This is a genomic window from Streptomyces sp. NPDC002884 (genome assembly GCF_040295245.1).
GTDB lineage: Bacteria > Actinomycetota > Actinomycetes > Streptomycetales > Streptomycetaceae > Streptomyces.
In genome coordinates, this window is the sequence record NZ_JBEOVB010000025.1 from 102,044 (window position 1) to 127,694 (window position 25,651).

The following is a 25,651-nucleotide window of genomic DNA, read 5'->3' on the forward strand; positions in this document are numbered from 1 at the left end:
TACGGGGTGCGGGTCCAGTGGGGGCCGCGGACGCCTCACCCGGGGGCGCAGGCGCGGAACCGGCGCAGCAGTTCCCGTCCGGCCGGGCTCTCCGCCTCGAAGTCCTGGTGCCGCTGCTCCTCCGTGACGTCACGCCCCCAGACGCGGGCTCCGTTGCACCCGAAGCAGAACGCGATCGCGAAGAGCGGCTCGGGATCGGTGTCGTCGTAGGCGCGGATGCCCCAGCCGGGGACGAAGCAGCGGTACTTCGGGCTGTCCGGGAGGTCGCCGACCAGGCGCAGGACCTCCCTCACCTCTTCCCCCGCCCAGACCTCGACGACCTCGCCGGTCAGGTCCCGCGAGGTGAGGTGCCTGGCGGGGTCGCCGATCCGGACGACCTCGATCAGCTCGGCGCGGTCGCGAGCGAGCGGCAGCCTCACCCCCGCGGTACTCCGGAGGATCCCCGCACCATCAACTCGCCCCGCACCGTGGCGATCCCGCCGGGCGGCGGCTCCTCACGGCCCATGGCGATGCGCCCCGCCCGTGCGCCGGCCTCGGCCAGCGGCAGCCGCACCGTCGTGAGGGAGGGCACCACGTCGATGCTGAAGGGGAGGTCGTCGAAGCCGGCGACCGAGACGTCGTCCGGGATCCGCAGACCGGAGTCGCGCAGCGCCGCGCAGGCGCCCAGGGCCACGGAGTCGTTGGCGGCGACGACCGCCGTCAGGGAGGGGTCCCGGCGCAGCAGTTCCAGCGTCGCCTCGTAGCCGGCCCGGCGGTCGTACCGTCCGTGCACGGTCCAACGGGGGTCCTCCTCGATGCCGGCCGCGGCGAGGGCCGCCCGGTGGCCCTCCAGCCGGTGCCGGGTGGTCGTGCGCTCCTCGGGGCCCGCGATGTAGCCGAGCCGCCGGTGTCCGAGCCCGATCAGGTGCTCGGTCAGTTCCCGCCCGCCCCCGCGGTTGTCGAAGGTCAGCGCGATCGCCGTGGTGTCCTGGGCCGGCGGCCGACCGCACAGCACGACCCGCGTCCCGGCCTCGCCGAGCCTGCGCAGCTTCGCCGCCACCGCCGCGGCGTGCGGCTCGTTCTCCATGGCGCCGCCGGTCAGCACCACGGCCGCGGCCCGCTGCCGCTGAAGCAGCGTCAGGTAGGTCAGTTCGCGCTCCGGCGCGCCCCCGGTGTTGCAGACGACCGCCAGCCGTTCGCCGCCGGCCCGCCCGCCGGGGCCCCCGATCTCCGACTGGATCGCACTCGCCATGATCCCGAAGAAGGGGTCCGCGATGTCGTTGACCAGGATGCCGACCAGGTCGGAGGTGGCCGCGGCCAGCGCGCTCGCCGGCCCGTTCAGTACGTAGTCCAGCTCGTCGACCGCCCGCAGCACCCGTTCCCTGGTGGTTGCGGCGACGGGGTAGTTCCCGTTCAGCACGCGCGACACTGTCGCGGGCGAGACCTGCGCGCGGGCCGCCACGTCCGCCAGGGTCACCGTCATCTCGTCTGTCCTCCGGTCGCGCTTCTCGTCGTACGTCGTCGTACGCCCTGGTAGACAGCTGCCTCATGGGCATGGTTCCGGGCGTGTCGAGCAGACCTTACGGCCCGGCACCCCCGTTGTTCGCCCCCTCGAACAACTCGAGATGGACACGGTCTTGTCCGGACCGCTGGTCAGAGGCTAGCTTCTCCTTGTATAGAAAGCGCTTGCTGTAACGCTGATCAGGAAGAGGCGTACGCGGCGCGCACAACCGCGTACTACGCCTACGAAGGGACCGACGTGACACGCAAGACGGTGCGTATCGCCATGAACGGCGTGACGGGGCGCATGGGCTACCGCCAGCACCTCGTCCGCTCCATCCTGGCCCTGCGTGAACAGGGCGGACTCGACCTCGGCGACGGCACCGTGCTGTGGCCGGAACCGATCCTCGTCGGCCGCCGCGAACCCGCCCTGCGGGCGCTCGCCGAGCGGCACGGCCTGGAGCACGTCTCGACGGACGTCGACGCGGTCCTCGCCGACCCCACCGTCGACATCTACTTCGACGCCCAGGTCACCTCCGCCCGCGAGGAGGCCATCAAGAAGGCGATCGCCGCCGGCAAGCACATCTACACCGAGAAGCCGACGGCCACCGGCCTCGACGGCGCCCTCGAGCTCGCCCGGCTGGCCACCGCCGCCGGCATCAAGCACGGCGTCGTCCAGGACAAGCTGTTCCTCCCGGGTCTGCTGAAGCTGAAGCGCCTCATCGACGGCGGCTTCTTCGGCCGGATCCTGTCCATCCGCGGCGAGTTCGGCTACTGGGTCTTCGAGGGCGACTGGCAGGCCGCCCAGCGCCCGTCCTGGAACTACCGCGCCGAGGACGGCGGCGGCATCGTCGTCGACATGTTCCCGCACTGGGAGTACGTCCTGCACGAGCTGTTCGGCCGGGTGAAGTCGGTCCAGGCCATCGCCACCACCCACATCCCGCAGCGCTGGGACGAGAACGCCAAGCCTTACGACGCCACGGCCGACGACGCCGCCTACGGCATCTTCGAACTCGACGGCGGCGCCATCGCGCAGATCAACTCCTCCTGGGCGGTCCGGGTCAACCGCGACGAGCTCGTGGAGTTCCAGGTCGACGGCACGGAGGGCTCGGCGGTCGCCGGCCTGCGCAACTGCCGGGTCCAGCACCGCAGCGCCACCCCCAAGCCCGTCTGGAACCCGGACATCCCCGCCACCGAGGTCTTCCGCGACCAGTGGCAGGAGGTGCCCGACAACGGCGAGTTCGACAACGGCTTCAAGGCCCAGTGGGAGCTGTTCCTCAAGCACGTCTACGCCGACGCCCCCTACCACTGGGACCTGCTGGCCGGCGCCCGTGGCGTCCAGCTCGCCGAGCTGGGCCTGAAGTCCTCCTCGGAGGGCCTGCGCCTGGACGTCCCGGAGGTCACGCTGTGACGATCCGGCTCCCCGGCGCCGACGGGACCCTGCGGACCTACGCACCCCGCTCCGAGCCCCTCGCCCTCACCACCGGCGCGCCCTTCACCTCCCGTACGGTCTTCTCGGCGGCGCACGTCGTCGCGGACCCGTTCGCGGACACCACGCCCGACTCGCCCGCCGCGATCGACTGGGACGCCACCCTCGCCTTCCGCCGCCATCTGTGGTCCCACGGGCTCGGCGTCGCCGAGGCGATGGACACCGCCCAGCGCGGCATGGGCCTGGACTGGGCGGGTGCGGCCGAACTGATCCGCCGGTCGGCCGCCGAGGCCAGGTCGGTGGGCGGCCTCGTCGCCTGCGGCGTCGGCACCGACCAGCTCACCGGTCCGGCGACCCTCGCCGAGGTCCGCGCGGCCTACGAGGAGCAGCTCGCCCTCGTCGAGACCTCCGGAGCGCGGGCCATCCTGATGGCGTCCCGCGCCCTGGCGGCGGCCGCGTCGGGCCCCGAGGACTACCTCGACGTCTATGGTCACCTCCTGCGCCAGGCCTCGGAGCCGGTCGTCCTGCACTGGCTGGGCCCGATGTTCGACCCGGCGCTGGAGGGCTACTGGGGCTCGTCGGACCTGGACGCGGCCACGGAGACCTTCCTGGAGGTCGTCGCCGCCCACCCCGACAAGGTGGAGGGCATCAAGGTCTCCCTGCTGGACGCCCAGCGGGAGATCGACATCCGGCGCAGGCTGCCGCAGGGCGTCCGCTGCTACACGGGCGACGACTTCAACTACCCCGAGCTGATCGCGGGCGACGAGAAGGGCTTCAGCCACGCCCTTCTCGGCATCTTCGACCCGCTGGGGCCGCTGGCGGCGGAGGCGGTCCGGGTCCTCGACACGGGGGACACGGCCGGCTTCCGGGCGCTGCTCGACCCGACGGTCGACCTCTCGCGCCACCTGTTCCAGACCCCCACCCGCTTCTACAAGACGGGCGTGGTGTTCCTGGCCTGGCTGGCCGGCCACCAGTCGCACTTCACGATGGTCGGCGGCCTCCAGTCGGCCCGTTCCCTCCCGCACTTCGCCCGCGCCTACGAACTCGCCGACGGCCTGGGCCTGTTCCCCGACCCCAAGCTCGCCGAGGAACGGATGAGGAACCTGCTCGCCCTGTACGGAGTGAACCAGTGAGCAACCCGGACCTGACCCGCTTCTCCATCAACCAGATGACGGTGAAGCACCTGTCGATGCCCGAACTGGTGGCCGCCTGCGGCGACCTGGGCGTGACCAACGTCGGCCTGTGGCGCGAGCCGGTGCAGACGTACGGCGTGGAGCGGACGGCCAAGCTGGTCCGCGACGCGGGCCTGACGGTGACGACGCTGTGCCGCGGCGGCTTCTTCACGGCGCTCGACCCGGACGAACGGGCCGCCGCCATCGCCGACAACCGCCGGGCGATCGACGAGGCGGCGACCCTCGGCACCGAGGTGCTGGTCCTGGTCTCCGGCGGTCTGCCCGCCGGCTCCAAGGACCTGCACGGCGCCCGCGAGCGCATCGCCGACGCCCTGTCCGTCCTCGGCCCCTACGCCGAGGAGCACGGGGTGAAGCTCGCCATCGAGCCCCTGCATCCCATGTACGCCTCCGACCGCTGCGTGGTCTCCACCCTCACCCAGGCCCTGGACCTCGCGGAACGCTTCCCCGCCCACCAGGTCGGCGTCACCGTCGACACGTACCACATCTGGTGGGACGACCAGGCTCCCGCGCAGATCGCCAGGGCGGGGGCGGGCGGCCGTATCCACACCTTCCAGCTCGCCGACTGGACGACGCCCCTGCCCGAGGGCGTGCTGAACGGCCGCGGCCAGATCGGCGACGGCGCGATCGACATGCGCGAGTGGCTGGGACACGTGACGGCGGCCGGCTACACCGGCGCGATCGAGGTCGAACTGTTCAACGACGAGTTGTGGGCGCGCGACGGCCGCGAGGTCCTGGCCGAGACCGCGGCACGGTTCGTGGAGCACACGGCGGACTGACCGGACCGTGGCTCGTCGCCCTTCGGCCCCGCTCACGGGCCGCCGGCCGCCGGGGTGGCCTCGCGCCCGGCGGCCGACGGCCCGGTGTTCTCCCGCTGCGTCAACGCTCCCCGGCCGCCGCCATGATGCCGACGCATTCCTCCAGCGCCGCGTGCAACGACGGTACGAACGCGGCGAGTTCGGTGTCCGACGCCCTGCCTCCGTCCAGCACGGCCCCGACGACCGTCACCAGGACGGCGGCGGCCTTCAGGGCGTGCGCGTCCGCCAGTTCCTCCAGCACCCCGCCGGGTCGCGCGACCACGAACGCCTCCTTGCCCGTGGCCGGGTCGACGCCGAGGCTGCGGAACCGCCGCGCGCTCATGCGGCGGCCTCCGCGAGGGCGTCCCGCTCGCGTTCCCACACGGCGAGGTACGGCCGGACCAGGGGGAGACCGTCGGCGAGGACCACGTCCGCGGGGCGCATCCGCGTCCGACGCGGGTGGACGGGCCGCGGCGCGGAGACCGCAGGGAACGGTGGGGGTGTGAGGCAGCGGCGCGTTCCGCGCGGCGGCAGGAAAAGGCTCAGGACCGCGGCCAGTAGGCTGCGCATAGGTCGACTCCTCGTAAGTCGGCTCAGCCCCGGCACGGAAGCTTTCACCTTCCCGCCGGGGCGTCTTTGTTTCCTGTCCGGACTGTACCCCGAGCACGGTAGTAGTAGGTAGTGGTTGGTAGTAGTACTAAGTAATGCGCGGTGGAAGGTAGCGGCATACGGTCAACGGGTGGACAAGATCAGCCCCGATTCGCCGCAGTACGTCTATGAGCAGCTCGCCGCGATCATCGAGCGGAAGATTCGCTCCGGCGCGTACCCTCCGGGCACCCGGCTGCCGGGCGAACTGACCATGACGCATGAGCACAAAGTCGGTCCGGGCACGGTCCGCCGTGCTCTGGACATCCTTCGGGACAGGGGGCTGGTGGTGACCGTACGCGCCCGGGGTTCGTTCGTCTCCGACCCCCTGCCGCCCGTCCCCGGGACACCCGCGCCGCCCGCTTAGTGCCGCCGGATCGGGGAGTGCGAAGGGGCCGGCCCTCCGCCAGGTCTGAGCGGAGGGGCGGCCCCGGGGCGCCGAGGGTGACGCCGTGGGTCAGTCGGGCAGGCGGTCCAGCATCCAGGTGCACAGCTCCTCGGTGATCCCGGTGTGCGGCGTGGTCGTCGAGGAGACGATGAAGTCGTCCAACTCGCTCTCGTCCGACGGCAGTCCGTCGATGTTCACGTACAGGTCGGACTGCTTCTCGACGTCCCGGATCGCGACCGCGCTCACCGACGGAACGAAGCACACCTCCTCGTGCCGCAGGTCCACCGTGCCGCCGAGCTTCTTCAGGGTGTCGGCGAGGATCTTGTAGGTGTGCAGGGTGCCGCCCGGCGCGCCGTCGATCTCCGGGAAGCCGCTGGTCGTGATGGTCTTGTCGGCCTTCGGGAACCGCCGGTTGAGGTAGGCGACCGTCACGTCGTCGCCCTGGGCCTGGGTGTAGAAGGTGGTGCCGGGGTAGATCCCGTCCACCCGCAGGGCGACCTCGCCGGGCTTCACCTCGGGCAGGCCGATTCCGTCACCGCGGCCGTTGGCGATGCCGATCAGACGGGGGATCCGCGGCCAGCCGCCGAGCCGCTCCAAGGCGGCCAGGAACTCCGTGCGCTCCGGGGCGACCCCGATCTTGCCGGTGTCCTTGTCGTAGTGCCGCCACAGCATCTGACGCGCCGCCGGGCTGTCCATCTGCCGCGCGAAGTCGTTCGCGAACGGGATGAAGTACGAGAACGCCTGCACGCCGACCGGGATGGACGCGCCGCGGTGCGGGCTGTCGTAGGAGAAGTACAGGCCGACCCGGTGGTCCATGCGCCGCATCTCGAGCTTGGCCAGCGCGTAGCGGGTGACGATGCCGCCCATGCTGAACCCGCCGACGACCAGCCGGGCGTCGCCGAGCTGCTCTGCGTTGGTCCGCATGACGGCGGCGATGACCGCCTCCGCGTTGTCCATGATGGACGCGGTGCGCTCCTCGAAGCCGAGCAGGATCACGTCCCGGCCGCGCCGGCGCAGCTCGCTGATGAACGGGAACTCGCCGTCCTCCAGCCCCTGATAGAGCTTGTCGAGCTCGCTGCGGCCGAGGTTGAAACCGTCGGCCATGATCACCGGGCGGACGATTCCTTGGTTGCCCTCGCCGCGGAAGACCCAGGCGAAGCCGTTCGGCAGGGGCCATTCCTCGTGCTCGGGAACGGTGATCTGCGTGGCGGGTCCGGCGGCCGGCGAGGCGCCGAGAGTGAAGGTGCCGACGTTGGGCTCGGCGGTTTCCGACATGGTCGCACTCCTTGGGGGAGAGGTGGGGAACGACCACATCATGGGGGTCGATTTGTCCACATCACCCGTTTGACCTGCATGGTTCATTCCAAGTGATGCAATGCGCCCAGGTGGAGTTTGATGCGCCTGGCATGTGCCGCTGGCCTGATTTGTTCGCTCCGTCGTTCGCCTCGCCGACTGCTCCGGCCGGGCGCGTCGAACGGACTGTCAGAAATTTCTCGGAAGCCGTACAACCCTTCCGCGCCTTTGCCTGTCGTACGTGGCATCAGGGCTTCTGGAGGGGGATCCGGGGGGATCGCGGGGGTTCTGATACGGAGGGGAAAAGCCGAGGGGGCCCGGTCGACGGACCGGACCCCCTCGAAGCTTCTCCGCCCAGGCCGGAGGAGTTCGGACGACGGGCGTCAGAAGAACACCCCGCACCGCAGCAGCACGTTCGCGTACGGCCGTGCCTCGCCCGTGCGGACCACCAGCCGCGCCCCGGCCGACAGCCTCTTCAGCTCCTCGTGCGGGACCAGGGCCAGCCCGGGGAAGTGCCCGTCCAGCAGCTCGGCCGCCGCGGGATTCGCCTCCCGCACCTCCGTCGCCGCCGTGGCGCCCTCCACGACCAGCTCGGCCAGCAGCCCGTCGACCACCTCCGCGAACGACGGCACCCCCGCCAGGAACGCGAGGTCGACCACCCGGGGCCCGTCGGGTATCGGCATACCGGCGTCGCACACCAGCACCCCGTCCCCGTGCCCCAACTCGGCCAGCGCCCCGGAGAGATGACGGTTGAGGATCCCGGCCTTCTTCACCTGGTCCCACCCTTCCCGGAGGCGAGCGCCTCGACCTCCTGAGCCGTCGGGAACGATTCCTGCGCGCCCCGCCGGGTCACGGCCGCCGCCCCGACCCGTGCCGCGTAGGCCGCCGCCTCGGCCAGGGTGGAACCCGTGCCCAGCCGCCAGGCCAGCGCCGCCGTGAAGGAGTCTCCGGCACCGGTCGTGTCCACGGCGGCCACGCGCACGGACGCGACCCGCGCCACGCCCTCCGCGGACGCCACCAGCGCGCCTTCCGGACCCAGTGTCACGACCACCGACTTCGGCCCCATCGCGAGCAGGGTCCGGGCCCACTCCTCGGGTTCGTCGCCCACATCCGCCCCGCCGAGGATCACCTTCGCCTCGTGCTCGTTGACGATCAGCGGGTCGCAGGCCGCCAGCACCTCGGCGGGCAGCGGGCGCGGCGGTGACGGGTTCAGCACGAAGCGGCTGCCCGGCGCCAGGTTCCGCACGGCCTCCACGACCGTCTCCAGCGGGATCTCCAGCTGTGCCGACACCACCCGGGAGGCGTGGAGGAGGCCGGCGGCCGCGCGGACGTCCGCCGGCGTCAGCCGCCCGTTCGCCCCCGGTGACACCACGATGCTGTTGTCGCCCGACGGGTCCACGGTGATCAGGGCGACGCCCGTGGGCGCCCCGCCGACCAGCACGCCGGCCGTGTCGACCCCGGCCGCCCGCTGCGAGTCGAGCAGCAGCCGGCCGTACGCGTCGTCGCCGACCCGGGCCAGCAGGGCCGTGCGGGCCCCGAGCCGGGCGGCCGCGACGGCCTGGTTCGCGCCCTTGCCGCCGGGATGGACCGCGAGGTCGGAACCGAGCACGGTCTCACCGGCGGCGGGCCTGCGCTCGACGTCGATCACCAGGTCGGCGTTGGCCGACCCTACGACCAGAAGGTCGTAGTCGTACATGAAGTGACTCCCCTGATACGTGACTCGGGGCGGACGGCCACCCGGAGGTGTTCCCCGGGTGACCGTCCGCCCGCTCGCCGAATGTCAGCCGGTGAACCCGGCCACGTTCTCCTTCGTGACCACCTTCACCGGCACCTTCACCGTCTTCTCGACCTTCTTGCCCTGCAGCGCCTTCAGCGCGTTGTCCACAGCGATCTTGCCCAGCTGGGACGGCTGCTGCGCCACGGACGCGTACAGCGTGCCGTTCTTGACGGCCGTCAGTCCGTCCGGGGTGCCGTCGAAGCCGACGACCTGCACCGACCTGCCCGCCTTGGAGCCCAGTGCCTTGATCGCGCCGAGCGCCATCTCGTCGTTGGCGGCGATGACGCCCTGGACGTCCGGGTGGGCCTGGAGCAGGTTCGACATCACGTCGAGGCCCTTGGTGCGGTCGAAGTCGGCCGGCTGCTGGGCCAGCACCTGGATGCCGGGGTAGGCCTTCAGCCCCTTGGCGAAGCCTTCCGCCCGCTCCCGCGCCGCGGAGGTGCCCGCCTGGCCCTGGAGGATCACGATCTTTCCGCTCCCGCCCAGCTTCTCGGCGACCGTCTTGGCGGCCAGCTCACCGCCGGCCACGTTGTCGGAGGCGACCAGCGCGTCCACCGTGGCCTTGTTGACGCCCCGGTCGACCGCGATGACCGGGATCTTCGCCTTGTCGGCGGCCTTCACCGAGTTGCTCGCCGCGTCCGAGTCCACCGGGTTCACGATGATCGAGTCGAGCCCGGAACTGGTGAAGTTCTGGAGCTGGTTGGCCTGCTGCGAGGCGTCGTTCTGGGCGTCGGTGACCGTCAGGTCCACGCCCAGCTTCTTCGCCTCGGCCTTCGCGCCCGACTGGATCTGCACGAAGAACGGGTTGTTGAGCGTGGACAGCGCCAGGCCGACCTTCGGGTTCGCGCCCGAGGGGTTGCCGCCGTGCAGGAAGGAGGTCGCGCCGACGATCGCCACGGTGACCACGGCCGCGAGACCGTACGTCGCCGCCTGCCGGCCCTTGCCGCCGCCGCTGCCCGTCCCGGCCGCCATCGGGGTCGCCCCCGCCTTGCGGCGCACCGTGTCGAGGAGCACCGCCAGCGCGATGACGACACCGATGACGACCTGCTGCCAGAAGGCGGAGACGGACAGCAGGTTCAGACCGTTGCGCAGCACCGCCAGGATCAGCGCGCCGATCAGGGTGCCCGAGGCCTTGCCCGTGCCACCGGCCAGGGAGGCGCCGCCGATGACGACCGCGGCGATGGCGTCCAGCTCGTAGCCGTCGGCGGCCTGGGGCTGCGCGGAGGAGAGCCGGGAGGCGAGCACGACGCCCGCCGCGGCCGCGAACACACCGGACAGCGCGTAGATCGCGAGCTTCTGCTTCTTCACCCGCAGGCCGGAGAGGCGCGCCGCCTCCTCGTTGCCGCCGATGGCGTACATGGAACGGCCGATGTACGTCCGGCCGAGCACGAACGCGGCGATCAGCCCCATCACGACCATCACGAGCACCGGCACCGGCAGCCAGCCGCCGAGCGTGTCACCGAGGTGCGAGACCGAGTCGGGGAAGGCGATCGGCGAGCCCTCGGAGATCACCAGCGAAAGACCGCGCGCCACCGACAGCATCGCGAGCGTCGCGATGAACGGCGGCAGCTTGCCGTAGGCGATGAGGAAACCGTTCACCAGACCGGCCGCGATACCGGTCGCGACGGCCAGGACCACCGCGAGGACGACCGGCACGCCGTGCTGGGTGGCGCTCCACGCCAGCACGGTGGCCGACAGGGCCGCCACCGAGCCGACCGACAGGTCGATGCCCGCCGAGACGATCACGAAGGTCACGCCGAAGGCGAGAATGGCGGTCACGGCCGCCTGGACACCCACGTTGAGCAGGTTGTCCGTGGTCAGGAAGTCACCCGACAGCGCCGACATGGCGATGACGAGGACGATCAGCGCGGTCAGCGCGCCGTTGTCGAGGAGCAGACGGCGGACCGCCGCGGCGCCCCCGGCGCCCGTCTCGCTCTTGAGCGTCTCAGCGGCCACGGCCGGCCTCCAGTTCTTCGGTTTCGTCGTTTTCTTCGATTTCTTCGTGCGTGGTGGTGCTGACGGCGAGTGCCATGACGGAGTCCTGGGTCGCCTCGTCCGCCGACAGCTCGCCGGCGATCCGGCCCTGGGCCATCACCAGCACCCGGTCGCTCATGCCGAGCACCTCGGGCAGATCGCTGGAGATCATCAGGACGGCCGCGCCGGCGGCCGTCAGCTCGTTGATGAGCTGGTAGATCTCGACCTTCGCGCCGACGTCGATCCCGCGCGTCGGCTCGTCGAGGATGAGCACCTTGGTGTCGGCCAGCAGCCATTTGCCGATGACGACCTTCTGCTGGTTGCCGCCGGAGAGCGTGCGCACCTGCTGGCCGAGGCCCGCCATCCGCACGCCCAGCTGCCCCGCGATCCGCGCCGCCGCCTCGTGCTGGCTCTTCAGGTCCACCAGCCCGCCACGGGTCGCGGCCCGCATGGTGACGAGCCCGAGGTTCTCCTCGACCGACTGGTCGAGCACCAGCCCCTGGCCCTTGCGGTCCTCGGGCACGAGCCCGATCCCGGCCGCCATGGCGGCGTTCACGTCGTGGCGGGGCAGGTGCGCGCCGCCGACCCGGACGGCTCCGCGGTCGTACGGGTCCGCCCCGAAGACCGCCCGTACGACCTCGGTACGGCCGGCGCCGACGAGCCCGGCGACACCGACGACCTCACCGGCGCGCACCTCGAAGCTGACGTCGTGGAAGACGCCGTCCCGGGTGAGCCCTTCGACGGACAGCAGCGCGGCGCCCGTGTCGGGGCGCTCCCTGGGGTACTGCTGCTCGATGGAGCGGCCCACCATGAGCCGCACCAGCTCGTCCTCGGGTGTGCCGGCCGGGACCTGCCCGACGCTCCTGCCGTCCCGGATGACCGTGACCCGGTCGCCGAGGGCGGCGATCTCCTCGAGGTGGTGCGTGATGAACACGATGCCGACGCCGTCCGCACGCAGGCTGCGCACGATGGCGAAGAGCTTCTCGACCTCCTCGGAGGTCAGCACGGCGGTCGGCTCGTCCATGATCAGCACGCGCGCGTCCAGGCTGAGCGCCTTGGCGATCTCGACCATCTGCAGGCGCGCGATACCGAGTTCACGCACCCGCGTGCGGGGCGAGACGTTCACCCCGACCCGCTCCAGCAGGGCGGCCGCGTCGGTCTCCATCCGCTTCCGGTCGATCATCCCGAAGCGGCGCGGTTGCCGGCCGAGGAAGATGTTCTCGGCGACCGTGAGATCGGGAACGAGGTTGAACTCCTGGTAGATGGTGGCGATCCCGAGGCGCTCGGAGTCCTGGGCGCCGTGGATGCGCACCTCCTCGCCGCCGGCCAGGATCCGCCCGGCGTCGGGCCGGTAGGCGCCGGAGAGCATCTTGATGAGCGTGCTCTTGCCCGCGCCGTTCTCACCGAGCAGCACATGCACCTCGCCCCGGCGCAGGTCGAAGTCGACGCTGTCGAGCGCGACCACACCGGGGAAGGTCTTGCGTATGCCTTCGATGCGCAGCAACTCGTCCGCGTTGCTCACGTCTGGCTCCTGTTCGTTACGGGGGACGGCTCCGCGGAGGCGGGGAACTCCTCGGGAGCGGGCGGTTCTCGGTGGGCCGGCTCGCCGCACGAACGGCGGACGACGAGCCGGGCCGGGAGGGTGACGGACTGCGGGGGCCGTCCCTCGATGCGGTCGACGAGCGCCCGCACGGCGGCCCGGCCCAGCTCGCCCGTCGGCTGGGCGATCGCGGTGATCGGCGGATCGGTGTGCACGAACCAGCGGATGTCGTCGAACGCGGCCAGCGCGAGGTCCCGCGGAACCCGCAGCCCACGCGCGCGTACGGCGTCCAGCGCGCCCAGTGCCATCAGGTTGTCGGCGGCGAACACGACCTCGGGCGGTTCGGGCAGGTCGAGGAAGCCCTCGGTGACCCGCCGTCCGCTCTCGGCCTGGAAGTCGCCCTGGCCTATGTAGGCGTCTGGGAGGGGAAGCCCGTACTCGGCCATGGCGGCCCGGAAGGCCTCGACGCGCTCGCTTCCGGTGGTGGTGGCGGCGGGGCCCGCGATGATGGCGAGTCTGCGGTGCCCCAGCCCGTGCAGATGCGCGACGAGGTCCCGCACGGCCGCGCGTCCGTCCGACCGCACCACCGGCACGTCGACGCCCGGGATCCACCGGTCGACGAACACCATCGGCGTCCCCGCGCGCGCGGCGTCGACGATCAGCGGCGAGCCGCCGTCGGTCGGGGAGACGAGGAGGCCGTCGATCCGGCGGTCCAGCAGGGTCCGTACGTGGTGGTCCTGGAGGTCGGGCCGTTCGTCGGCGTTGCCGATGATGACGCTGTAGCCGAGCGCGCGGGCCTCCTCCTCGACGGAGCGGGCCAGTTCGGTGAAGTACGGGTTGAGCACGTCGCTGATGACCAGGCCGAGGGTGCGGGTCTGGTCGGTGCGCAGCGACCGGGCGACGGCGTTCGGGCGGTAGCCCAGCGTTTCGACGGCGGCCAGCACACGCGTGCGTGCGTCCTCGCTGACCGACGGATGGTCGTTCAGGACCCGCGACACCGTGGCGACGGAGACCCCCGCCTCGGCCGCGACGTCCTTGATGCTCGCCATCGCCGCCCCACCTCCTTGTGGACTCGGTTCATGTACGTCGAGGTCGTGGAATCGATTACATCGACGTGTACGAAGGATTGGAATCGATTACACGGAGGTTAATCAAGCCCTCAACCACATCCCGAGACCGGATCGTGATGAACGGTGCCCGCCGGGCAGCCGACGGTCGCCCCCGGAGCACTGTCGGTGGCGGGCGGTAACGTCGGATCATGACCGATCAGGCGGGGGCCGCCCAGGCGGGGGAGCGGCGTACGGCCACGCTGGAAGGCGTGCTCGAGCGCATCACGTACGCGAACGAGGAGAACGGCTACACGGTCGCCCGCGTCGACACCGGCAGAGGCGGCGGCGACCTCCTCACGGTCGTCGGCGCGCTGCTCGGCGCCCAGGTCGGCGAGTCCCTGCGCATGGAGGGCCGCTGGGGCTCCCACCCGCAGTACGGCAAGCAGTTCACCGTCGAGAACTACACGACCGTCCTGCCCGCCACCGTCCAGGGCATCCGCCGCTACCTCGGCTCGGGGCTCGTCAAGGGCATCGGCCCGGTCTTCGCCGACCGCATCACCCGGCACTTCGGCATGGACACCCTGAAGATCATCGAGGAGGAGCCGAAGCGACTCGTCGAGGTTCCCGGCCTCGGCCCGAAACGCACGAAGAAGATCGCCGACGCCTGGGAGGAGCAGAAGGCGATCAAGGAGGTCATGCTCTTCCTCCAGACCGTCGAGGTGTCCACCTCCATCGCGGTCCGCATCTACAAGAAGTACGGCGACGCCTCCATCTCCGTCGTGAAGAACCAGCCCTACCGGCTCGCCACGGACGTCTGGGGCATCGGCTTCCTCACCGCCGACAAGATCGCCAGGTCCGTCGGCATCCCGCACGACAGCCCGGAGCGCGTCAAGGCGGGCCTCCAGTACGCGCTGTCCCAGGCCACCGACCAGGGCCACTGCTACCTCCCCGAGGAGCGGCTGATCGCCGACTCGGTGAAGCTGCTGCAGGTCGACACCGGCCTGGTCATCGAGTGCCTCGCCGAACTCGCGACGCCGCCGGCGGAGGGCGAGGACCCCGGGGTCGTACGGGAGAAGGTCCCGGCGGCCGACGGAGGGGAGCCCGTCACCGCCGTCTGGCTGGTCCCGTTCCATCGCGCCGAACTGGCCCTCTCCGCCCAGCTGTTGCGTCTGCTGCGCACCGACGAGGACCGGATGCCGGCCTTCCGTGACGTGGCCTGGGACAAGGCGCTGGCCTGGCTGAGGACCCGCACCGAGGCCGAACTCGCGCCCGAGCAGGAGGCGGCCGTCAGGCTCGCGCTGACCGAGAAGGTCGCCGTGCTCACCGGCGGCCCCGGCTGCGGCAAGTCCTTCACCGTCCGCTCGATCGTGGAGCTGGCCCGCGCCAGGAAGGCCAAGGTCGTGCTGGCCGCCCCCACCGGCCGCGCGGCCAAGCGCCTGGCCGAGCTGACCGGCGCCGAGGCCTCCACCGTCCACCGGCTGCTGGAGCTCAAGCCCGGCGGCGACGCGGCCTACGACCGGGACCGCCCGCTGGACGCGGACCTGGTGGTGGTCGACGAGGCGTCGATGCTGGACCTCCTCCTCGCCAACAAGCTGGTCAAGGCCGTGCCCCCCGGCGCGCACCTGCTCTTCGTGGGGGACGTCGACCAGTTGCCCAGCGTCGGCGCCGGCGAGGTGCTGCGCGATCTGCTGGCCGAAGGCAGCCCGGTGCCCGCCGTGCGCCTCACGCGCGTGTTCCGTCAGGCCCAGCAGTCCGGGGTGGTGACCAACGCGCACCGGATCAACGCCGGACAGCACCCGGTCACCGACGGCATGAAGGACTTCTTCCTCTTCGTCGAGGACGACACGGAGGAGGCCGGCCGCCTCACGGTGGACGTGGCCGCCCGGCGCATTCCGGCGAAGTTCGGCCTGGACCCGCGCCGGGACGTGCAGGTCCTGGCGCCCATGCACCGCGGCCCGGCCGGCGCCGGCGCCCTCAACGGCCTGCTCCAGCAGGCGGTCACCCCCGGCCGCCCCGACGTGCCCGAGAAGCGGTTGGGCGGCCGGGTCTTCCGCGTCGGCGACAAGGTCACCCAGATCCGCAACAACTACGACAAGGGGAAGAACGGCGTCTTCAACGGCACCGTGGGCGTCGTGACCTCACTCGATCCGGTCGACCAGCGCCTCACGGTGCTGACCGACGAGGACGAGGAGGTTCCGTACGAGTTCGACGAACTGGACGAACTGGCCCACGCGTACGCGGTCACCATCCACCGTTCACAGGGAAGTGAATATCCCGCCGTGGTGATCCCCGTCACCACGGGAGCATGGATGATGCTTCAACGGAACCTCTTGTACACGGCCGTGACGCGCGCCAAGAAGCTGGTCGTCCTCGTCGGCTCCCGCAAGGCGATCGGTCAGGCGGTGCGCACGGTGTCGGCGGGCCGCCGCTGCACGGCCCTGGACTTCCGGCTGGCGGGCCGCTGACCACCTCGGGCCCGTGGGATTTCCGGATCGTCGGGAAAAATGATCGATCAAATGAGTCGTGAAGGTCACAGAGCACTTCCCCAACTGTGACGAAGGCGGCAGGATGAGCTGGTTGGCGGCACTGAGTGCCGCCAATGAGCCCAATGGTCGACCCCGAGTGCACTCTCGTGCGCCAAATGGGGGATGGTAGAGACAGTCAGGGCAACCTCGAAGAAGAGGCACAACGTCGGTGAGGGATGACGTGAGCGAGCACACCAACAACGCTGTAGTACTGCGGTTCGGCGATGGCGAGTACACCTACCCGGTGATCGACAGCACCGTCGGCGACAAGGGCTTCGACATCGGGAAGCTCCGCGCCCAGACCGGTCTGGTGACCCTGGACAGCGGCTACGGCAACACCGCCGCCTATAAATCCGCCATCACCTACCTTGACGGCGAACAGGGAATCCTCCGGTACCGCGGCTACCCGATCGAGCAGCTGGCCGAGCGGTCGACCTTCCTCGAGGTCGCCTACCTGTTGATCAACGGCGAACTGCCGACCGTCGACGAGCTGTCCGTCTTCAAGAGCGACATCACCCAGCACACGCTGCTGCACGAGGACGTCAAGAACTTCTACCGCGGGTTCCCGCGCGACGCCCACCCGATGGCCATGCTGTCGTCGGTGGTCTCCGCGCTGTCCACGTTCTACCAGGACAGCCACAACCCGTTCGACGAGAAGCAGCGCAACCTCTCCACGATCCGGCTGCTCGCCAAGCTCCCGACGATCGCGGCGTACGCCTACAAGAAGTCGATCGGCCACCCGTTCGTCTACCCGCGCAACGACCTCGGCTACGTCGAGAACTTCCTGCGCATGACGTTCTCCGTGCCGGCCCAGGAGTACGAGCTCGACCCGGTCGTCGTCTCCGCCCTCGACAAGCTGCTGATCCTGCACGCGGACCACGAGCAGAACTGTTCGACGTCCACGGTCCGTCTGGTCGGTTCCTCGCAGGCGAACATGTTCGCCTCGATCTCGGCCGGCATCTCCGCCCTGTGGGGCCCGCTGCACGGCGGCGCCAACCAGTCCGTGCTGGAGATGCTCGAGGGCATCCAGGCCAACGGCGGCGACGTCGACTCCTTCATCCGCAAGGTGAAGAACAAGGAGGACGGCGTCCGCCTGATGGGCTTCGGCCACCGGGTGTACAAGTCCTTCGACCCGCGCGCGAAGATCATCAAGGCGGCGGCGCACGACGTCCTCTCGGCCCTCGGCAAGGACGACGCGCTGCTGGACATCGCGCTCAAGCTCGAGGAGCACGCGCTCTCCGACGACTACTTCGTCTCGCGCAACCTCTACCCGAACGTCGACTTCTACACCGGCCTGATCTACCGGGCCATGGGCTTCCCGACCGAGATGTTCACGGTCCTGTTCGCCCTGGGCCGCCTCCCGGGCTGGATCGCCCAGTGGCACGAGATGATCAAGGAGCCCGGCTCCCGCATCGGCCGCCCGCGCCAGATCTACACGGGTGTCGTCGAGCGCGACTTCGTGCCGGTCGAGGAGCGCTGACACCTGCCGGTGGGGCGTCGCTGCTCGGGGCGCCCCGTCACCGGGTTGTGTCCGCTCGGCTCCCCGGGGCCTCCGCCGGGCCGGCTGAACACCGGTCGCGGTGACGTCGGGGTTGCTGCCGGGGGTCCGGGGGTTGCCCCCGGGTGGCACGGCCGCGGGTGTCGTCGAGCGCGACTTCGTACCGGTCGAGGAGCGCTGACACCTGCCGGTGGGGGCGCCGTTCGACAGGCGCCCCGTCACTGGTGAATTTCCTGACTGCCCGGGACCGATGTCCCGGGCAGTGGTGTGTGCGTCTCCGGCGGTCGACCGTCCGGGCGGATGCGCGACCTGACGTCGCGCGCCTCGGGCGGGCGGTGTGTGTGCGGGGCATACGGAAGGCGCCCCGGCGCCGGTCCCCCCACGGGCCGACGACCAGGGCGCCTTCCCATGTCCCGGTGCGGATTCCCCCCACGGGATCCGGCCGGGCGTTGTGAGAACAGCGCCTGAATTCGCTGTTTTGTAACCATCTTCGGTTGTTGTACCCGCGGTTGAGCAGAACGAGCAGAACTCGTCCCACCACCGCTGTGTGCGATCTGCCGGGACAGCGCACGCTGGGAGGGCCGCTCAAAGCTTCCCGGTGTGCGTGCCCCGGCAACGCATCTCTGAGGAAGTCCCCCAAGACATCCTCAGACGTCAGGTCGCGCCCCCCAAGACGCTTCCTGACATCGTCAACTTAGACCTTCGAACCCCTTCGATGGTTACGTTCACATCACTGTGATCTGTGTCTCTTGCATATGTCCGTTAGATGCGCAAGAGACCGGATACGGCGATCGGGGCCCAAGCGTAAGGATGATGCGCGAGCCTTGTGAAGAGCTTATGTGAGGCTCGCGCAGGACTCCAGGGGTCTCCCTGATCGGCAACGTGCTACTCGGCGGTATTACTTGAAGGCGCGCAGCCTCAGGCTGTTCGTCACGACGAACACCGACGAGAACGCCATCGCGGCCCCCGCGATCATCGGGTTCAGCAGCCCGGCGGCCGCCAGCGGCAGCGCGGCCACGTTGTAGCCGAAGGCCCACACCAGGTTGCCCTTGATCGTCGCCAGGGTCCGCCGGGACAGCCGGATGGCGTCCGCGGCCACCCGCAGATCTCCCCGCACCAGTGTCAGGTCGCTCGCCTCGATCGCCGCGTCCGTACCCGTCCCCATCGCCAGGCCCAGGTCGGCGACGGCGAGTGCGGCCGCGTCGTTGACGCCGTCCCCGACCATGGCGACGACCCGCCCCTCGTCCTGCAGCCGCCGTACGACGTCGACCTTGTCCTCGGGCAGCACCTCGGCGATCACCCGGTCGATCCCGACCGCCTCCGCGACCGCCTCCGCGACCGCCCGGTTGTCCCCGGTCAGCAGCACCGGGGTGAGCCCCAGCGCCCGCAGTTCCCGCACCGCCTCGGCGCTCGTCTCCTTGACCGCGTCCGCGACCGCGAGCACTCCGCGCGCCACGCCGTCCCACCCCACGACGACGGCCGTACGACCGCCCCGCTCGGCCTCCTCCTTCGCGCGGGCCACCTCGTCCGGAACGGTCTCGAAGAGGCGCCCCACGGCCACCTCGCGGCCCTCCACCCGCCCGCGCACCCCGCGCCCGGGTACGTTCTCGAACCGCTCGGCCGCAGGCAGCTCCCCGGCCCTGTCCTCGGCGCCCGCCGCCACCGCCCGGGCGACCGGGTGCTCGGAGGCGTGTTCCAGGGCGCCCGCGAGCCGCAGCAGCTGCCGCTCGTCGGTGCCGTCGACGACGTACACGTCCTGAAGGGTCATCCGGCCGGTGGTGACGGTCCCGGTCTTGTCGAGGACGACGGTGTCGACGCGGCGCGTGGACTCCAGGACCTCGGGGCCCTTGATGAGGATGCCGAGCTGGGCGCCGCGCCCGGTGCCGACCATGAGCGCGGTCGGCGTGGCGAGACCGAGCGCGCACGGGCAGGCGATGATCAGGACCGCGACGGCCGCCGTGAACGCGGCGGTCGTGTCACCCGTCGCGGCGAGCCAGCCGCCGAAGGTGGCGACCGCGATCAGCAGCACCGCCGGCACGAAGATCCCCGAGATCCGGTCGGCCAGCCGCTGCACCTCGGCCTTGCCGCTCTGCGCCGCCTCGACCAGCTGCGCCATGCGCGCGAGCCGGGTGTCCGCGCCGATCCTGCCGGCCTCGACGACCAGCCGGCCACCGGCGTTCACGGTCGCGCCCGTGACGGCGTCGCCCGGCCCGACGTCCACCGGGACCGACTCGCCGGTCAGCATCGAGGCGTCCACGGCGGACGTGCCCTCGACGACCGTCCCGTCGGTGGCGACCTTCTCCCCGGGTCGCACGACGAACCGGTCCCCGACGGCCAGCAGGTCGACCGGGATCCGCACCTCCCTGCTGTCGCGCAGCACGGCCACGTCCTTCGCGCCCAGCTCCATCAGCGCCCGCAGCGCCGCCCCCGCGCGCCGCTTGGAGCGGGTCTCCAGGTAGCGGCCGAGCAGGATCAAGGCGGTGACGCCAGCGGCGACCTCCAGATAGATCGTGGAGGCGCCGTCCGTACGGGAGACGGTGAGCTCGAAGGGATGCCGCATGCCGGGCATGCCCGCGTCGCCGAAGAACAGCGCCCACAGCGACCAGCCGAGCGCGGCCAGCGTGCCGACCGACACCAGCGTGTCCATGGTGGCCGCGCCGTGCCGCAGGTTCGTCCAGGCGGCCTTGTGCAGCGGGCCGCCGCCCCAGACCACCGCGGGCGCGGCGAGCGTCAGCGAGAGCCACTGCCAGTTGTCGAACTGGAGCGAGGGGACCATGGCGAGCAGGACGACGGGCGCGGCGAGCAGGACGCAGACGAGGAGCCGGTGCCGCAGAGCCGCGAGTTCGGGGTCCCGGGAGGGGTCCTCCTGGACCGGCTCCGGCTCCGGCGCGGGTTCCTCGGCCGTGTACCCGGTCTTCACCACGGTCGCGATCAGGTCGGCGACCTCGGTCCCGGACGGATAGCTGACCTTCGCCTTCTCCGTCGCGTAGTTGACCGTCGCGACGACGCCGTCCATGCGGTTGAGCTTCTTCTCGACGCGGGCCGCGCAGGAGGCGCAGGTCATCCCGCCGATGAGCAGTTCGACCTCGGCGGTCGGCGCGGGCGGTTCGGCTATCGGCGTTTCCGTGGTGGTGCTGGTCATGTCCGTGCTCCAGGAAGCTGACCGGGCCGTACGGAACCAGTATCAGCTGGTCGGCACGGCCCGGTGGGTGGAGGAGGGGTGTCGAGGGGAGGGGCCGAGGCGCGGGTGCCTCAGGCCTGGCCGGCCAGCTCGAAGCCCGCCTCGTCGACGGCGGCGCGTACGGCCTCCTCGTCGAGCGCGGCGGTGGAGACGACCGTGACCTCACCGGTCGAGGCGACGGCCTTCACCGAGGTGACACCGGGGAGCTCGGAGAGCTCGCCGGAGACGGCGCCCTCGCAGTGGCCGCAGCTCATGCCGCTCACCTTGTAGACGGTGGTGACGGAGCCCGGGGTGTCGGTTTGAGCGGTCATGTCGTTCTCCTCGTGGAGGCAGGTGGGGCGGGAGGGGCCGCGAGAGGTCTCCCGTTAACCCACACTATACCCCTAGGGGGTATGAATCCAAGGTCATGACCCGCCGCCTGGACGGCGGTGCGGATACTTCCGGCGGGCTCTCGGCGGGCGTCCGGTGGACGGGTACCCGGGCTACAGGGCCGTAGCGGTCCCGGCGGCGTCGGCTTCGACGCGGCCCAGCCGGTCGCCCACCAGCGGCTCCAGATAGCGGATCAGTACGTTCTTCAGCTCCTGCACATACGCGTCGCGCTCGGCGCCCTCGTGGCCGAGGACCAGCTCCAGGCCCGCCTTGTACAGGCCCAGGCACATGTGCGCGGTACGGGCGAGGTCGGCGGGCTGCGCGTCCGGCAGCAGGGAGGACAGCAGGCCCTCGATACGGGCGAGCAGCGTGGCGTGCAGCGCGTCGTGCTCCTCGGCGATGTGGCCGGGGATGTCGGGCCCGTGCATCAGGGCGAAGAACACCGGATGGTCGCAGTTGAAGGCGATGAACCGGTCCACGGCCGCGCCGACGGCCTCCTCCAGCGGAGTCGCGGGGTCGACCGGCGCGAGCGCCTCGCCGAAGGTGTCGCGCATCTGGTGCATGAGGCGGTCGCCCAGCTCGATCGCGATCGCTTCCTTGTTCGGGAAGAACTGGTAGAGCGTGCCCGGTGAGACACCCGCCTCGCGGGCGATGGCGTTGGTGCTGGCGGCGGTGTAGCCGGTCGTGCAGAAGACGCTGGCCGCGGCCTCGAGCAGCTGGGCGATACGCCGCTCGCCACGTGCCTGGCGGCGGCGCGGCTGTTCCTTCTCCTGGCTCTCGGCCACGCGTTGTCCCCAGCTTTCCCGAACATCATTGACAAATACGAGTGGTCGCTCGCATTCTGGGATCCAGAAATGCGAGCGCTCTCTCGTGTTAGCCATTCTACGGTTTTCACGACTGCTTGCAGGGTGAAGGGGACACCGCACGATGACCGAAGTCAACAGCCCACCCCGTGCCGGGGGCTGGACCCGCTTCGTGACCGCCCGGCCCGGGCTGTCGCTGCTCGCGGCCCTGGTGCTCACCGTGCTCGCGGTGCTGGCCGGCAGTGGGGTCGCCGAGCGATTGGGCAGCGGCGGCTGGGAGGATCCGGCCGCGGAGTCCACGTACGCGACCAAGGCCCTGGAGCGTGAGTTCCCCGGCTCCCAGCCCAACCTCCTGCTGCTGGTCGACGCGGGCGAGGCCTCCGTGGACGACCCGGCGGTGGCCGCCGAGGCGAACCGGCTCACCGCCGCCCTGGCCGCCGAGGAGGGCGTCGTCGGCGTCGGCTCCTACTGGCAGGCCGGCGCGGCGGGAGCGGCTTCCGCCCTGCGGGCGAAGGACGGCCACGAGGCGCTGATAGCCGCCCGCATCACGGGCGACGAGAAGACCATGGGGGAGACCCTCGACCGCATCGCCCCCGCCCTGCGCGGCACGCACGGGCCGGTGGAGGTGAGGATCGGCGGCGGCGTCGCCGTGCGGCACGAGATGCAGACCATCATCCAGGAGGACCTGACCCGCGCCGAGATCATCGCCCTGCCGATCACGCTGGTGCTGCTGGTGATGGTCTTCGGCAGCGCGGTCGCGGCCCTGCTGCCGCTCGGCATCGGCATCGTGGCGATCCTCGGCACCAACGCCGTCCTCAGCGGCCTCACGCGGTTCACCGACGTCTCCATCTTCGCGATGAACCTCACCACGGCCCTGGGCCTCGGCCTCGCCATCGACTACGCCCTGTTCATCGTCCGCCGCTTCCGCGAGGAACTCGCCGCCGGCGCCGACCCGTCGACGGCCATCGCCACCACCCTGCGCACGGCCGGCCGCACGGTCCTCTTCTCGGCGCTCACGGTCGCGGTGTCCCTGGCGGCGATGCTCCTCTTCCCCCAGTACTTCCTGCGCTCCTTCGCCTATGCCGGCATGGCCGTGGTCCTGCTCGCCGCCGCGGCCGCCCTGATCCTGCTCCCGGCGGCGCTGATCCTGCTCGGCGACCGGGTCAACTCGCTCGACCTGCGCCGGCTGTTCCGCCGGGGCCGGCCCGCGGCGGCGTCCGACGAGGAGGGCGGCCGGGCCTGGGCCCGCACGGCCCACCTGGTCATGCGCCGCGCCCCGTTCTTCGCCCTGGCCACCACGGCCGCCCTCGTGCTCCTCGGACTGCCCTTCCTCGGCGTGAAGTTCGGCACGGCGGACGACCGTCAGCTGCCCTCCTCGGCCGAGTCCCACGTCGTGCAGCAGCACATCAGGGACGGCTTCCCGGGCAGTCCCGGCGGCGGCCTCGAGGTCCTCGCCGAGGGCCGGGCGACCCAGGCCCAGTACGCGGCGTACAAGGAACGCGTGGCGGCGCTGCCGGAAGTGGCCCGGGTGGACGGCCCGTCGGTGAACGGCGACTCGGCGTACTTCACGGTGCTGCCCAAGGGCGAGGCCGTCGACGACGCGGCCCAGAACCTGGTGGGCGACCTGCGGGCCACGACCGCCCCCTTCGAGACCGGCGTGACCGGCACGGCGGCCGTCCTGGTCGACTCCAAGCACGCGATCGGCGCCCAGCTGCCCTGGGCGGTGGCCTTCATCGTCATCGTCACCCTGCTCCTGGTCTTCCTGCTGACCGGCAGCGTGCTGATCCCGCTCCAGGCGGTGCTGCTCAACGCGCTCAGCCTGACGGCGATGTTCGGCGCGGTGGTCTGGGTCTTCCAGGACGGCCATCTCTCCGGCCTGCTCGGCTTCACCAGCCCCGGATCCATAGAGACCACCCTCCCGGTCCTGATGTTCTGCGTGGCCTTCGGCCTCTCGATGGACTACGGCGTGTTCCTGCTCTCCCGCATCAAGGAGGAGTACGACCGCACCGGCGACCACGAAGGAGCGGTCGGTCTGGGCCTGCGGCGCACCGGCGGTCTGATCACGGCGGCGGCGGTCATCCTGGCGGTGGTGATGGTCGCGATCGGCACCTCGCGCGTCACCAACACCAAGATGCTCGGCCTGGGCATCGCCCTGGCGGTCCTGATGGACGCGATGGTGGTGCGCAGTCTCCTGGTTCCGGCCATCATGCGCCTCACCGGCAGAGCCACCTGGTGGGCGCCGGCGCCGCTGCGCAGGTTCCACCAGCGGTTCGGCCTGAGCGAGGGCGAGCCGGCCCGGCCGGCACCGGCCGCCGCGCCCGGACCAGCGCCGGACGGCCCCACTCCGGGCGACCCCACTCCGGGCGACCCCACGCCGGGCGACCCCACGCCGGACGGATCAGCGCCGGACGGGCCCGGGCGGGACAGGGTCGACGCGCACGGTTAGCGTTCGCGGAGATCTCCGGGGTGCCCCTGGACGACGAACGGAGTGGGTATGCGGGCTGTGGTGTTCGAGCGGTACGGGGAGCCGGCCGAGGTGCGTGAGCTGGCCGACCCCCGGCCGGCCCCCCACGGAGTGACCGTGCGCGTCGAGTCCACCGGCCTGTGCCGCAGTGACTGGCACGGCTGGATGGGCCACGACCCGGACATCGCCCTGCCGCACGTGCCCGGGCACGAACTCGCCGGTGTCGTACAGGAGGTCGGTGCCCGGGTCACCAGGTGGCGGGCGGGCGACCGGGTCACCGTGCCCTTCGTGTGCGGCTGCGGCAGCTGTCCGTCCTGCGCGGCCGGCGACCACCAGGTGTGCGAGCGGCAGACCCAGCCCGGCTTCACGCACTGGGGCTCCTTCGCCCAGTACGTGGCCCTGGACCACGCCGACGTGAACCTGGTCGCGATCCCCGACGGCCTGTCGTACGCCACCGCCGCCTCGCTCGGCTGCCGGTTCGCCACGGCGTTCCGGGCCGTGGTGCAGCAGGGCCGGGTCGCGGCGGGGGAGTGGGTGGCGGTGCACGGCTGCGGCGGCGTGGGCCTCTCGGCGGTGATGATCGCGGCGGCGAGCGGGGCCCGGGTGCTGGCGGTGGACGTCTCCCCGAAGGCCCTGGACCTGGCCCGGAAGTTCGGCGCGGCGCGGTGCGTGGACGCGCGGGAGGTGCCGGACACGGCGGCGGCGGTCCGCGAGCTGACCGGGGGAGGGGCTCACCTCTCCCTCGACGCGCTCGGTTCCCCCGCCACCTGCGCCGCCTCGGTGAACGGGCTGCGCCGGCGCGGCCGTCACATCCAGGTCGGCCTGCTTCCCTCCGAGGACGGCACGACCCCCGTCCCGCTGGCCCGCGCCATCGCCCTGGAGCTGGAGATCCTGGGCAGCCACGGCATGGCCGCGCACACCTACCCGAAGATGCTGGAACTGGTCCGGTCGGGGGTGTTGCGTCCCGATCTGCTGGTGACGTCGACGATCACACTGGACGAGACCCCGGCCGCCCTGTCCGCGCTGGGCACCGCACCGGGCGCGGGGGTGACGGTCATCGATCCGTGGGCCTGAGCACGGCCCGCCCCCGGTCCGGGATCGCGCCGCGCACCTCGTCCACCCGCACCCCGTTCGCGCCCGCGGCGCTGTGCCCCACGCGCCCGCGGCGCTGTGCCCCACGCGCCCGCGGCGCTGTGCCCCACGCGCCCGCGGCGCTGTGCCCCACGCGCCCGCGGCGCTGTGCCCCACGC

The 25,651-nt window shown here is 71.4% G+C and carries 22 protein-coding genes; 8 read left to right on the forward strand and 14 right to left on the reverse strand.

Going from position 1 to position 25,651, the window contains the following annotated elements; all coding sequences use genetic code 11:
* Positions 1 to 35 precede the first annotated feature (35 nt).
* Together ABT070_RS34030 and ABT070_RS34035 are read right to left on the reverse strand one after the other, a co-directional pair.
* On the reverse strand, positions 36 to 419 hold the full coding sequence (locus ABT070_RS34030) for a hypothetical protein (protein ID WP_351766418.1): 384 nt from the start codon (positions 417 to 419) through the stop codon (positions 36 to 38).
* Entirely contained in the window at positions 416 to 1,462 is a 1,047-nt protein-coding gene (locus ABT070_RS34035; protein WP_351766419.1) for a LacI family DNA-binding transcriptional regulator, read from the reverse strand. Before ABT070_RS34035 ends, ABT070_RS34030 begins: the two co-directional genes overlap by 4 nt.
* 276 nt (positions 1,463 to 1,738) lie before the next feature.
* Between ABT070_RS34035 and ABT070_RS34040 the strand changes: the two genes are divergently transcribed.
* Genes ABT070_RS34040 through ABT070_RS34050 form a run of 3 tightly spaced genes read left to right on the forward strand, consistent with a single transcriptional unit; the run spans position 1,739 to position 4,877 of the window.
* Positions 1,739 to 2,890, forward strand: a complete 1,152-nt coding sequence (locus ABT070_RS34040; RefSeq protein WP_351766421.1) for a Gfo/Idh/MocA family protein — start codon at positions 1,739 to 1,741, stop codon at positions 2,888 to 2,890.
* A complete protein-coding gene (locus ABT070_RS34045; protein WP_351766423.1) occupies positions 2,887 to 4,041 on the forward strand; it encodes a dihydrodipicolinate synthase family protein in 1,155 nt (384 codons plus the stop codon). Before ABT070_RS34040 ends, ABT070_RS34045 begins: the two co-directional genes overlap by 4 nt.
* Before the next feature lie 35 nt (positions 4,042 to 4,076).
* The gene (locus ABT070_RS34050) at positions 4,077 to 4,877 is read left to right on the forward strand and encodes a sugar phosphate isomerase/epimerase family protein (protein ID WP_451099387.1); all 801 of its coding nucleotides are present in this window, start codon (positions 4,077 to 4,079) and stop codon (positions 4,875 to 4,877) included.
* A gap of 100 nt (positions 4,878 to 4,977) precedes the next feature.
* On the opposite strand, the gene ABT070_RS34055 is transcribed toward ABT070_RS34050, so the two are convergent.
* Entirely contained in the window at positions 4,978 to 5,238 is a 261-nt protein-coding gene (locus ABT070_RS34055; RefSeq protein ID WP_351766425.1) for a hypothetical protein, read from the reverse strand.
* On the reverse strand, positions 5,235 to 5,465 hold the full coding sequence (locus ABT070_RS34060; RefSeq protein ID WP_351766427.1) for a hypothetical protein: 231 nt from the start codon (positions 5,463 to 5,465) through the stop codon (positions 5,235 to 5,237). The genes ABT070_RS34055 and ABT070_RS34060 overlap by 4 nt, the downstream gene beginning before the upstream one ends.
* Before the next feature lie 169 nt (positions 5,466 to 5,634).
* On the opposite strand from ABT070_RS34060, the gene ABT070_RS34065 reads away from it, so the two are divergent.
* Positions 5,635 to 5,907: a GntR family transcriptional regulator gene (locus ABT070_RS34065; protein ID WP_351766428.1), complete on the forward strand. Its 273-nt coding sequence runs from the start codon at positions 5,635 to 5,637 to the stop codon at positions 5,905 to 5,907.
* A gap of 90 nt (positions 5,908 to 5,997) precedes the next feature.
* Here the strand turns inward: ABT070_RS34065 and ABT070_RS34070 are convergent, their stop codons facing one another.
* The 6 genes from ABT070_RS34070 to ABT070_RS34095 form a co-directional block, all read right to left on the reverse strand.
* Positions 5,998 to 7,203 (reverse strand): esterase/lipase family protein, encoded by a 1,206-nt coding sequence (locus ABT070_RS34070; protein WP_351766430.1) that lies wholly within the window; start codon positions 7,201 to 7,203, stop codon positions 5,998 to 6,000.
* 401 nt (positions 7,204 to 7,604) lie between these two features.
* On the reverse strand, positions 7,605 to 7,994 hold the full coding sequence (gene rbsD, locus ABT070_RS34075; protein WP_351766431.1) for a D-ribose pyranase: 390 nt from the start codon (positions 7,992 to 7,994) through the stop codon (positions 7,605 to 7,607).
* Positions 7,991 to 8,917 carry a ribokinase gene (locus ABT070_RS34080; RefSeq protein WP_351766433.1) on the reverse strand — a complete coding sequence of 309 codons (927 nt, stop codon included), beginning with the start codon at positions 8,915 to 8,917 and terminating at the stop codon, positions 7,991 to 7,993. The genes rbsD and ABT070_RS34080 overlap by 4 nt, the downstream gene beginning before the upstream one ends.
* An 84-nt stretch (positions 8,918 to 9,001) precedes the next feature.
* Positions 9,002 to 10,954 (reverse strand): ABC transporter permease/substrate-binding protein, encoded by a 1,953-nt coding sequence (locus ABT070_RS34085; protein WP_351766434.1) that lies wholly within the window; start codon positions 10,952 to 10,954, stop codon positions 9,002 to 9,004.
* Positions 10,944 to 12,494, reverse strand: coding sequence for a sugar ABC transporter ATP-binding protein (locus ABT070_RS34090; protein ID WP_351766436.1), 1,551 nt, complete (start codon positions 12,492 to 12,494; stop codon positions 10,944 to 10,946). Before ABT070_RS34090 ends, ABT070_RS34085 begins: the two co-directional genes overlap by 11 nt.
* Entirely contained in the window at positions 12,491 to 13,561 is a 1,071-nt protein-coding gene (locus tag ABT070_RS34095) for a LacI family DNA-binding transcriptional regulator (protein ID WP_351766438.1), read from the reverse strand. The genes ABT070_RS34090 and ABT070_RS34095 overlap by 4 nt, the downstream gene beginning before the upstream one ends.
* A 209-nt stretch (positions 13,562 to 13,770) precedes the next feature.
* On the opposite strand from ABT070_RS34095, the gene recD2 reads away from it, so the two are divergent.
* Together recD2 and ABT070_RS34105 are read left to right on the forward strand one after the other, a co-directional pair.
* Positions 13,771 to 16,026, forward strand: coding sequence for an SF1B family DNA helicase RecD2 (gene recD2 / locus ABT070_RS34100; RefSeq protein WP_351766440.1), 2,256 nt, complete (start codon positions 13,771 to 13,773; stop codon positions 16,024 to 16,026).
* 241 nt (positions 16,027 to 16,267) lie between these two features.
* Positions 16,268 to 17,566 (forward strand): citrate synthase, encoded by a 1,299-nt coding sequence (locus tag ABT070_RS34105; RefSeq protein WP_351766442.1) that lies wholly within the window; start codon positions 16,268 to 16,270, stop codon positions 17,564 to 17,566.
* Positions 17,567 to 18,482: 916 nt separating this feature from the next.
* Here the strand turns inward: ABT070_RS34105 and ABT070_RS34110 are convergent.
* The 3 genes from ABT070_RS34110 to ABT070_RS34120 all read right to left on the reverse strand — a co-directional run bounded on the left by ABT070_RS34110 (position 18,483) and on the right by ABT070_RS34120 (position 21,919).
* Positions 18,483 to 20,726 carry a heavy metal translocating P-type ATPase gene (locus tag ABT070_RS34110; protein WP_351766444.1) on the reverse strand — a complete coding sequence of 748 codons (2,244 nt, stop codon included), beginning with the start codon at positions 20,724 to 20,726 and terminating at the stop codon, positions 18,483 to 18,485.
* Positions 20,727 to 20,836: 110 nt separating this feature from the next.
* Positions 20,837 to 21,076, reverse strand: coding sequence for a heavy-metal-associated domain-containing protein (locus tag ABT070_RS34115; protein ID WP_351766446.1), 240 nt, complete (start codon positions 21,074 to 21,076; stop codon positions 20,837 to 20,839).
* A gap of 171 nt (positions 21,077 to 21,247) precedes the next feature.
* Positions 21,248 to 21,919: a TetR/AcrR family transcriptional regulator gene (locus ABT070_RS34120; RefSeq protein WP_351766448.1), complete on the reverse strand. Its 672-nt coding sequence runs from the start codon at positions 21,917 to 21,919 to the stop codon at positions 21,248 to 21,250.
* Between the two features lie 142 nt (positions 21,920 to 22,061).
* On the opposite strand from ABT070_RS34120, the gene ABT070_RS34125 reads away from it, so the two are divergent.
* Positions 22,062 to 24,383 (forward strand): MMPL family transporter, encoded by a 2,322-nt coding sequence (locus ABT070_RS34125; RefSeq protein ID WP_351766450.1) that lies wholly within the window; start codon positions 22,062 to 22,064, stop codon positions 24,381 to 24,383.
* Between the two features lie 48 nt (positions 24,384 to 24,431).
* Positions 24,432 to 25,475 carry a zinc-dependent alcohol dehydrogenase family protein gene (locus ABT070_RS34130; RefSeq protein ID WP_351766452.1) on the forward strand — a complete coding sequence of 348 codons (1,044 nt, stop codon included), beginning with the start codon at positions 24,432 to 24,434 and terminating at the stop codon, positions 25,473 to 25,475.
* Here the strand turns inward: ABT070_RS34130 and ABT070_RS34135 are convergent.
* Positions 25,456 to 25,651: hypothetical protein (locus ABT070_RS34135; protein WP_351766454.1), on the reverse strand; the 196-nt coding region annotated here is incomplete at its 5' end. The genes ABT070_RS34130 and ABT070_RS34135 overlap by 20 nt on opposite strands.

Bases quoted from the DNA above. Each gene is read 5' to 3' on its own strand.
- ABT070_RS34035 (WP_351766419.1), bottom strand. From the start codon at position 1,462: ATGACGGTGACCCTGGCGGACGTGGCGGCCCGCGCGCAGGTCTCGCCC.
- ABT070_RS34050 (WP_451099387.1), top strand. From the start codon at position 4,077: ATGACGGTGAAGCACCTGTCGATGCCCGAACTGGTGGCCGCCTGCGGC.
- ABT070_RS34055 (WP_351766425.1), bottom strand. From the start codon at position 5,238: ATGAGCGCGCGGCGGTTCCGCAGCCTCGGCGTCGACCCGGCCACGGGC.
- ABT070_RS34060 (WP_351766427.1), bottom strand. From the start codon at position 5,465: ATGCGCAGCCTACTGGCCGCGGTCCTGAGCCTTTTCCTGCCGCCGCGC.
- ABT070_RS34070 (WP_351766430.1), bottom strand. From the start codon at position 7,203: ATGTCGGAAACCGCCGAGCCCAACGTCGGCACCTTCACTCTCGGCGCC.
- ABT070_RS34080 (WP_351766433.1), bottom strand. From the start codon at position 8,917: ATGTACGACTACGACCTTCTGGTCGTAGGGTCGGCCAACGCCGACCTG.
- ABT070_RS34095 (WP_351766438.1), bottom strand. From the start codon at position 13,561: ATGGCGAGCATCAAGGACGTCGCGGCCGAGGCGGGGGTCTCCGTCGCC.
- recD2 (WP_351766440.1), top strand. From the start codon at position 13,771: ATGACCGATCAGGCGGGGGCCGCCCAGGCGGGGGAGCGGCGTACGGCC.
- ABT070_RS34110 (WP_351766444.1), bottom strand. From the start codon at position 20,726: ATGACCAGCACCACCACGGAAACGCCGATAGCCGAACCGCCCGCGCCG.
- ABT070_RS34115 (WP_351766446.1), bottom strand. From the start codon at position 21,076: ATGACCGCTCAAACCGACACCCCGGGCTCCGTCACCACCGTCTACAAG.
- ABT070_RS34125 (WP_351766450.1), top strand. From the start codon at position 22,062: ATGACCGAAGTCAACAGCCCACCCCGTGCCGGGGGCTGGACCCGCTTC.
- ABT070_RS34130 (WP_351766452.1), top strand. From the start codon at position 24,432: ATGCGGGCTGTGGTGTTCGAGCGGTACGGGGAGCCGGCCGAGGTGCGT.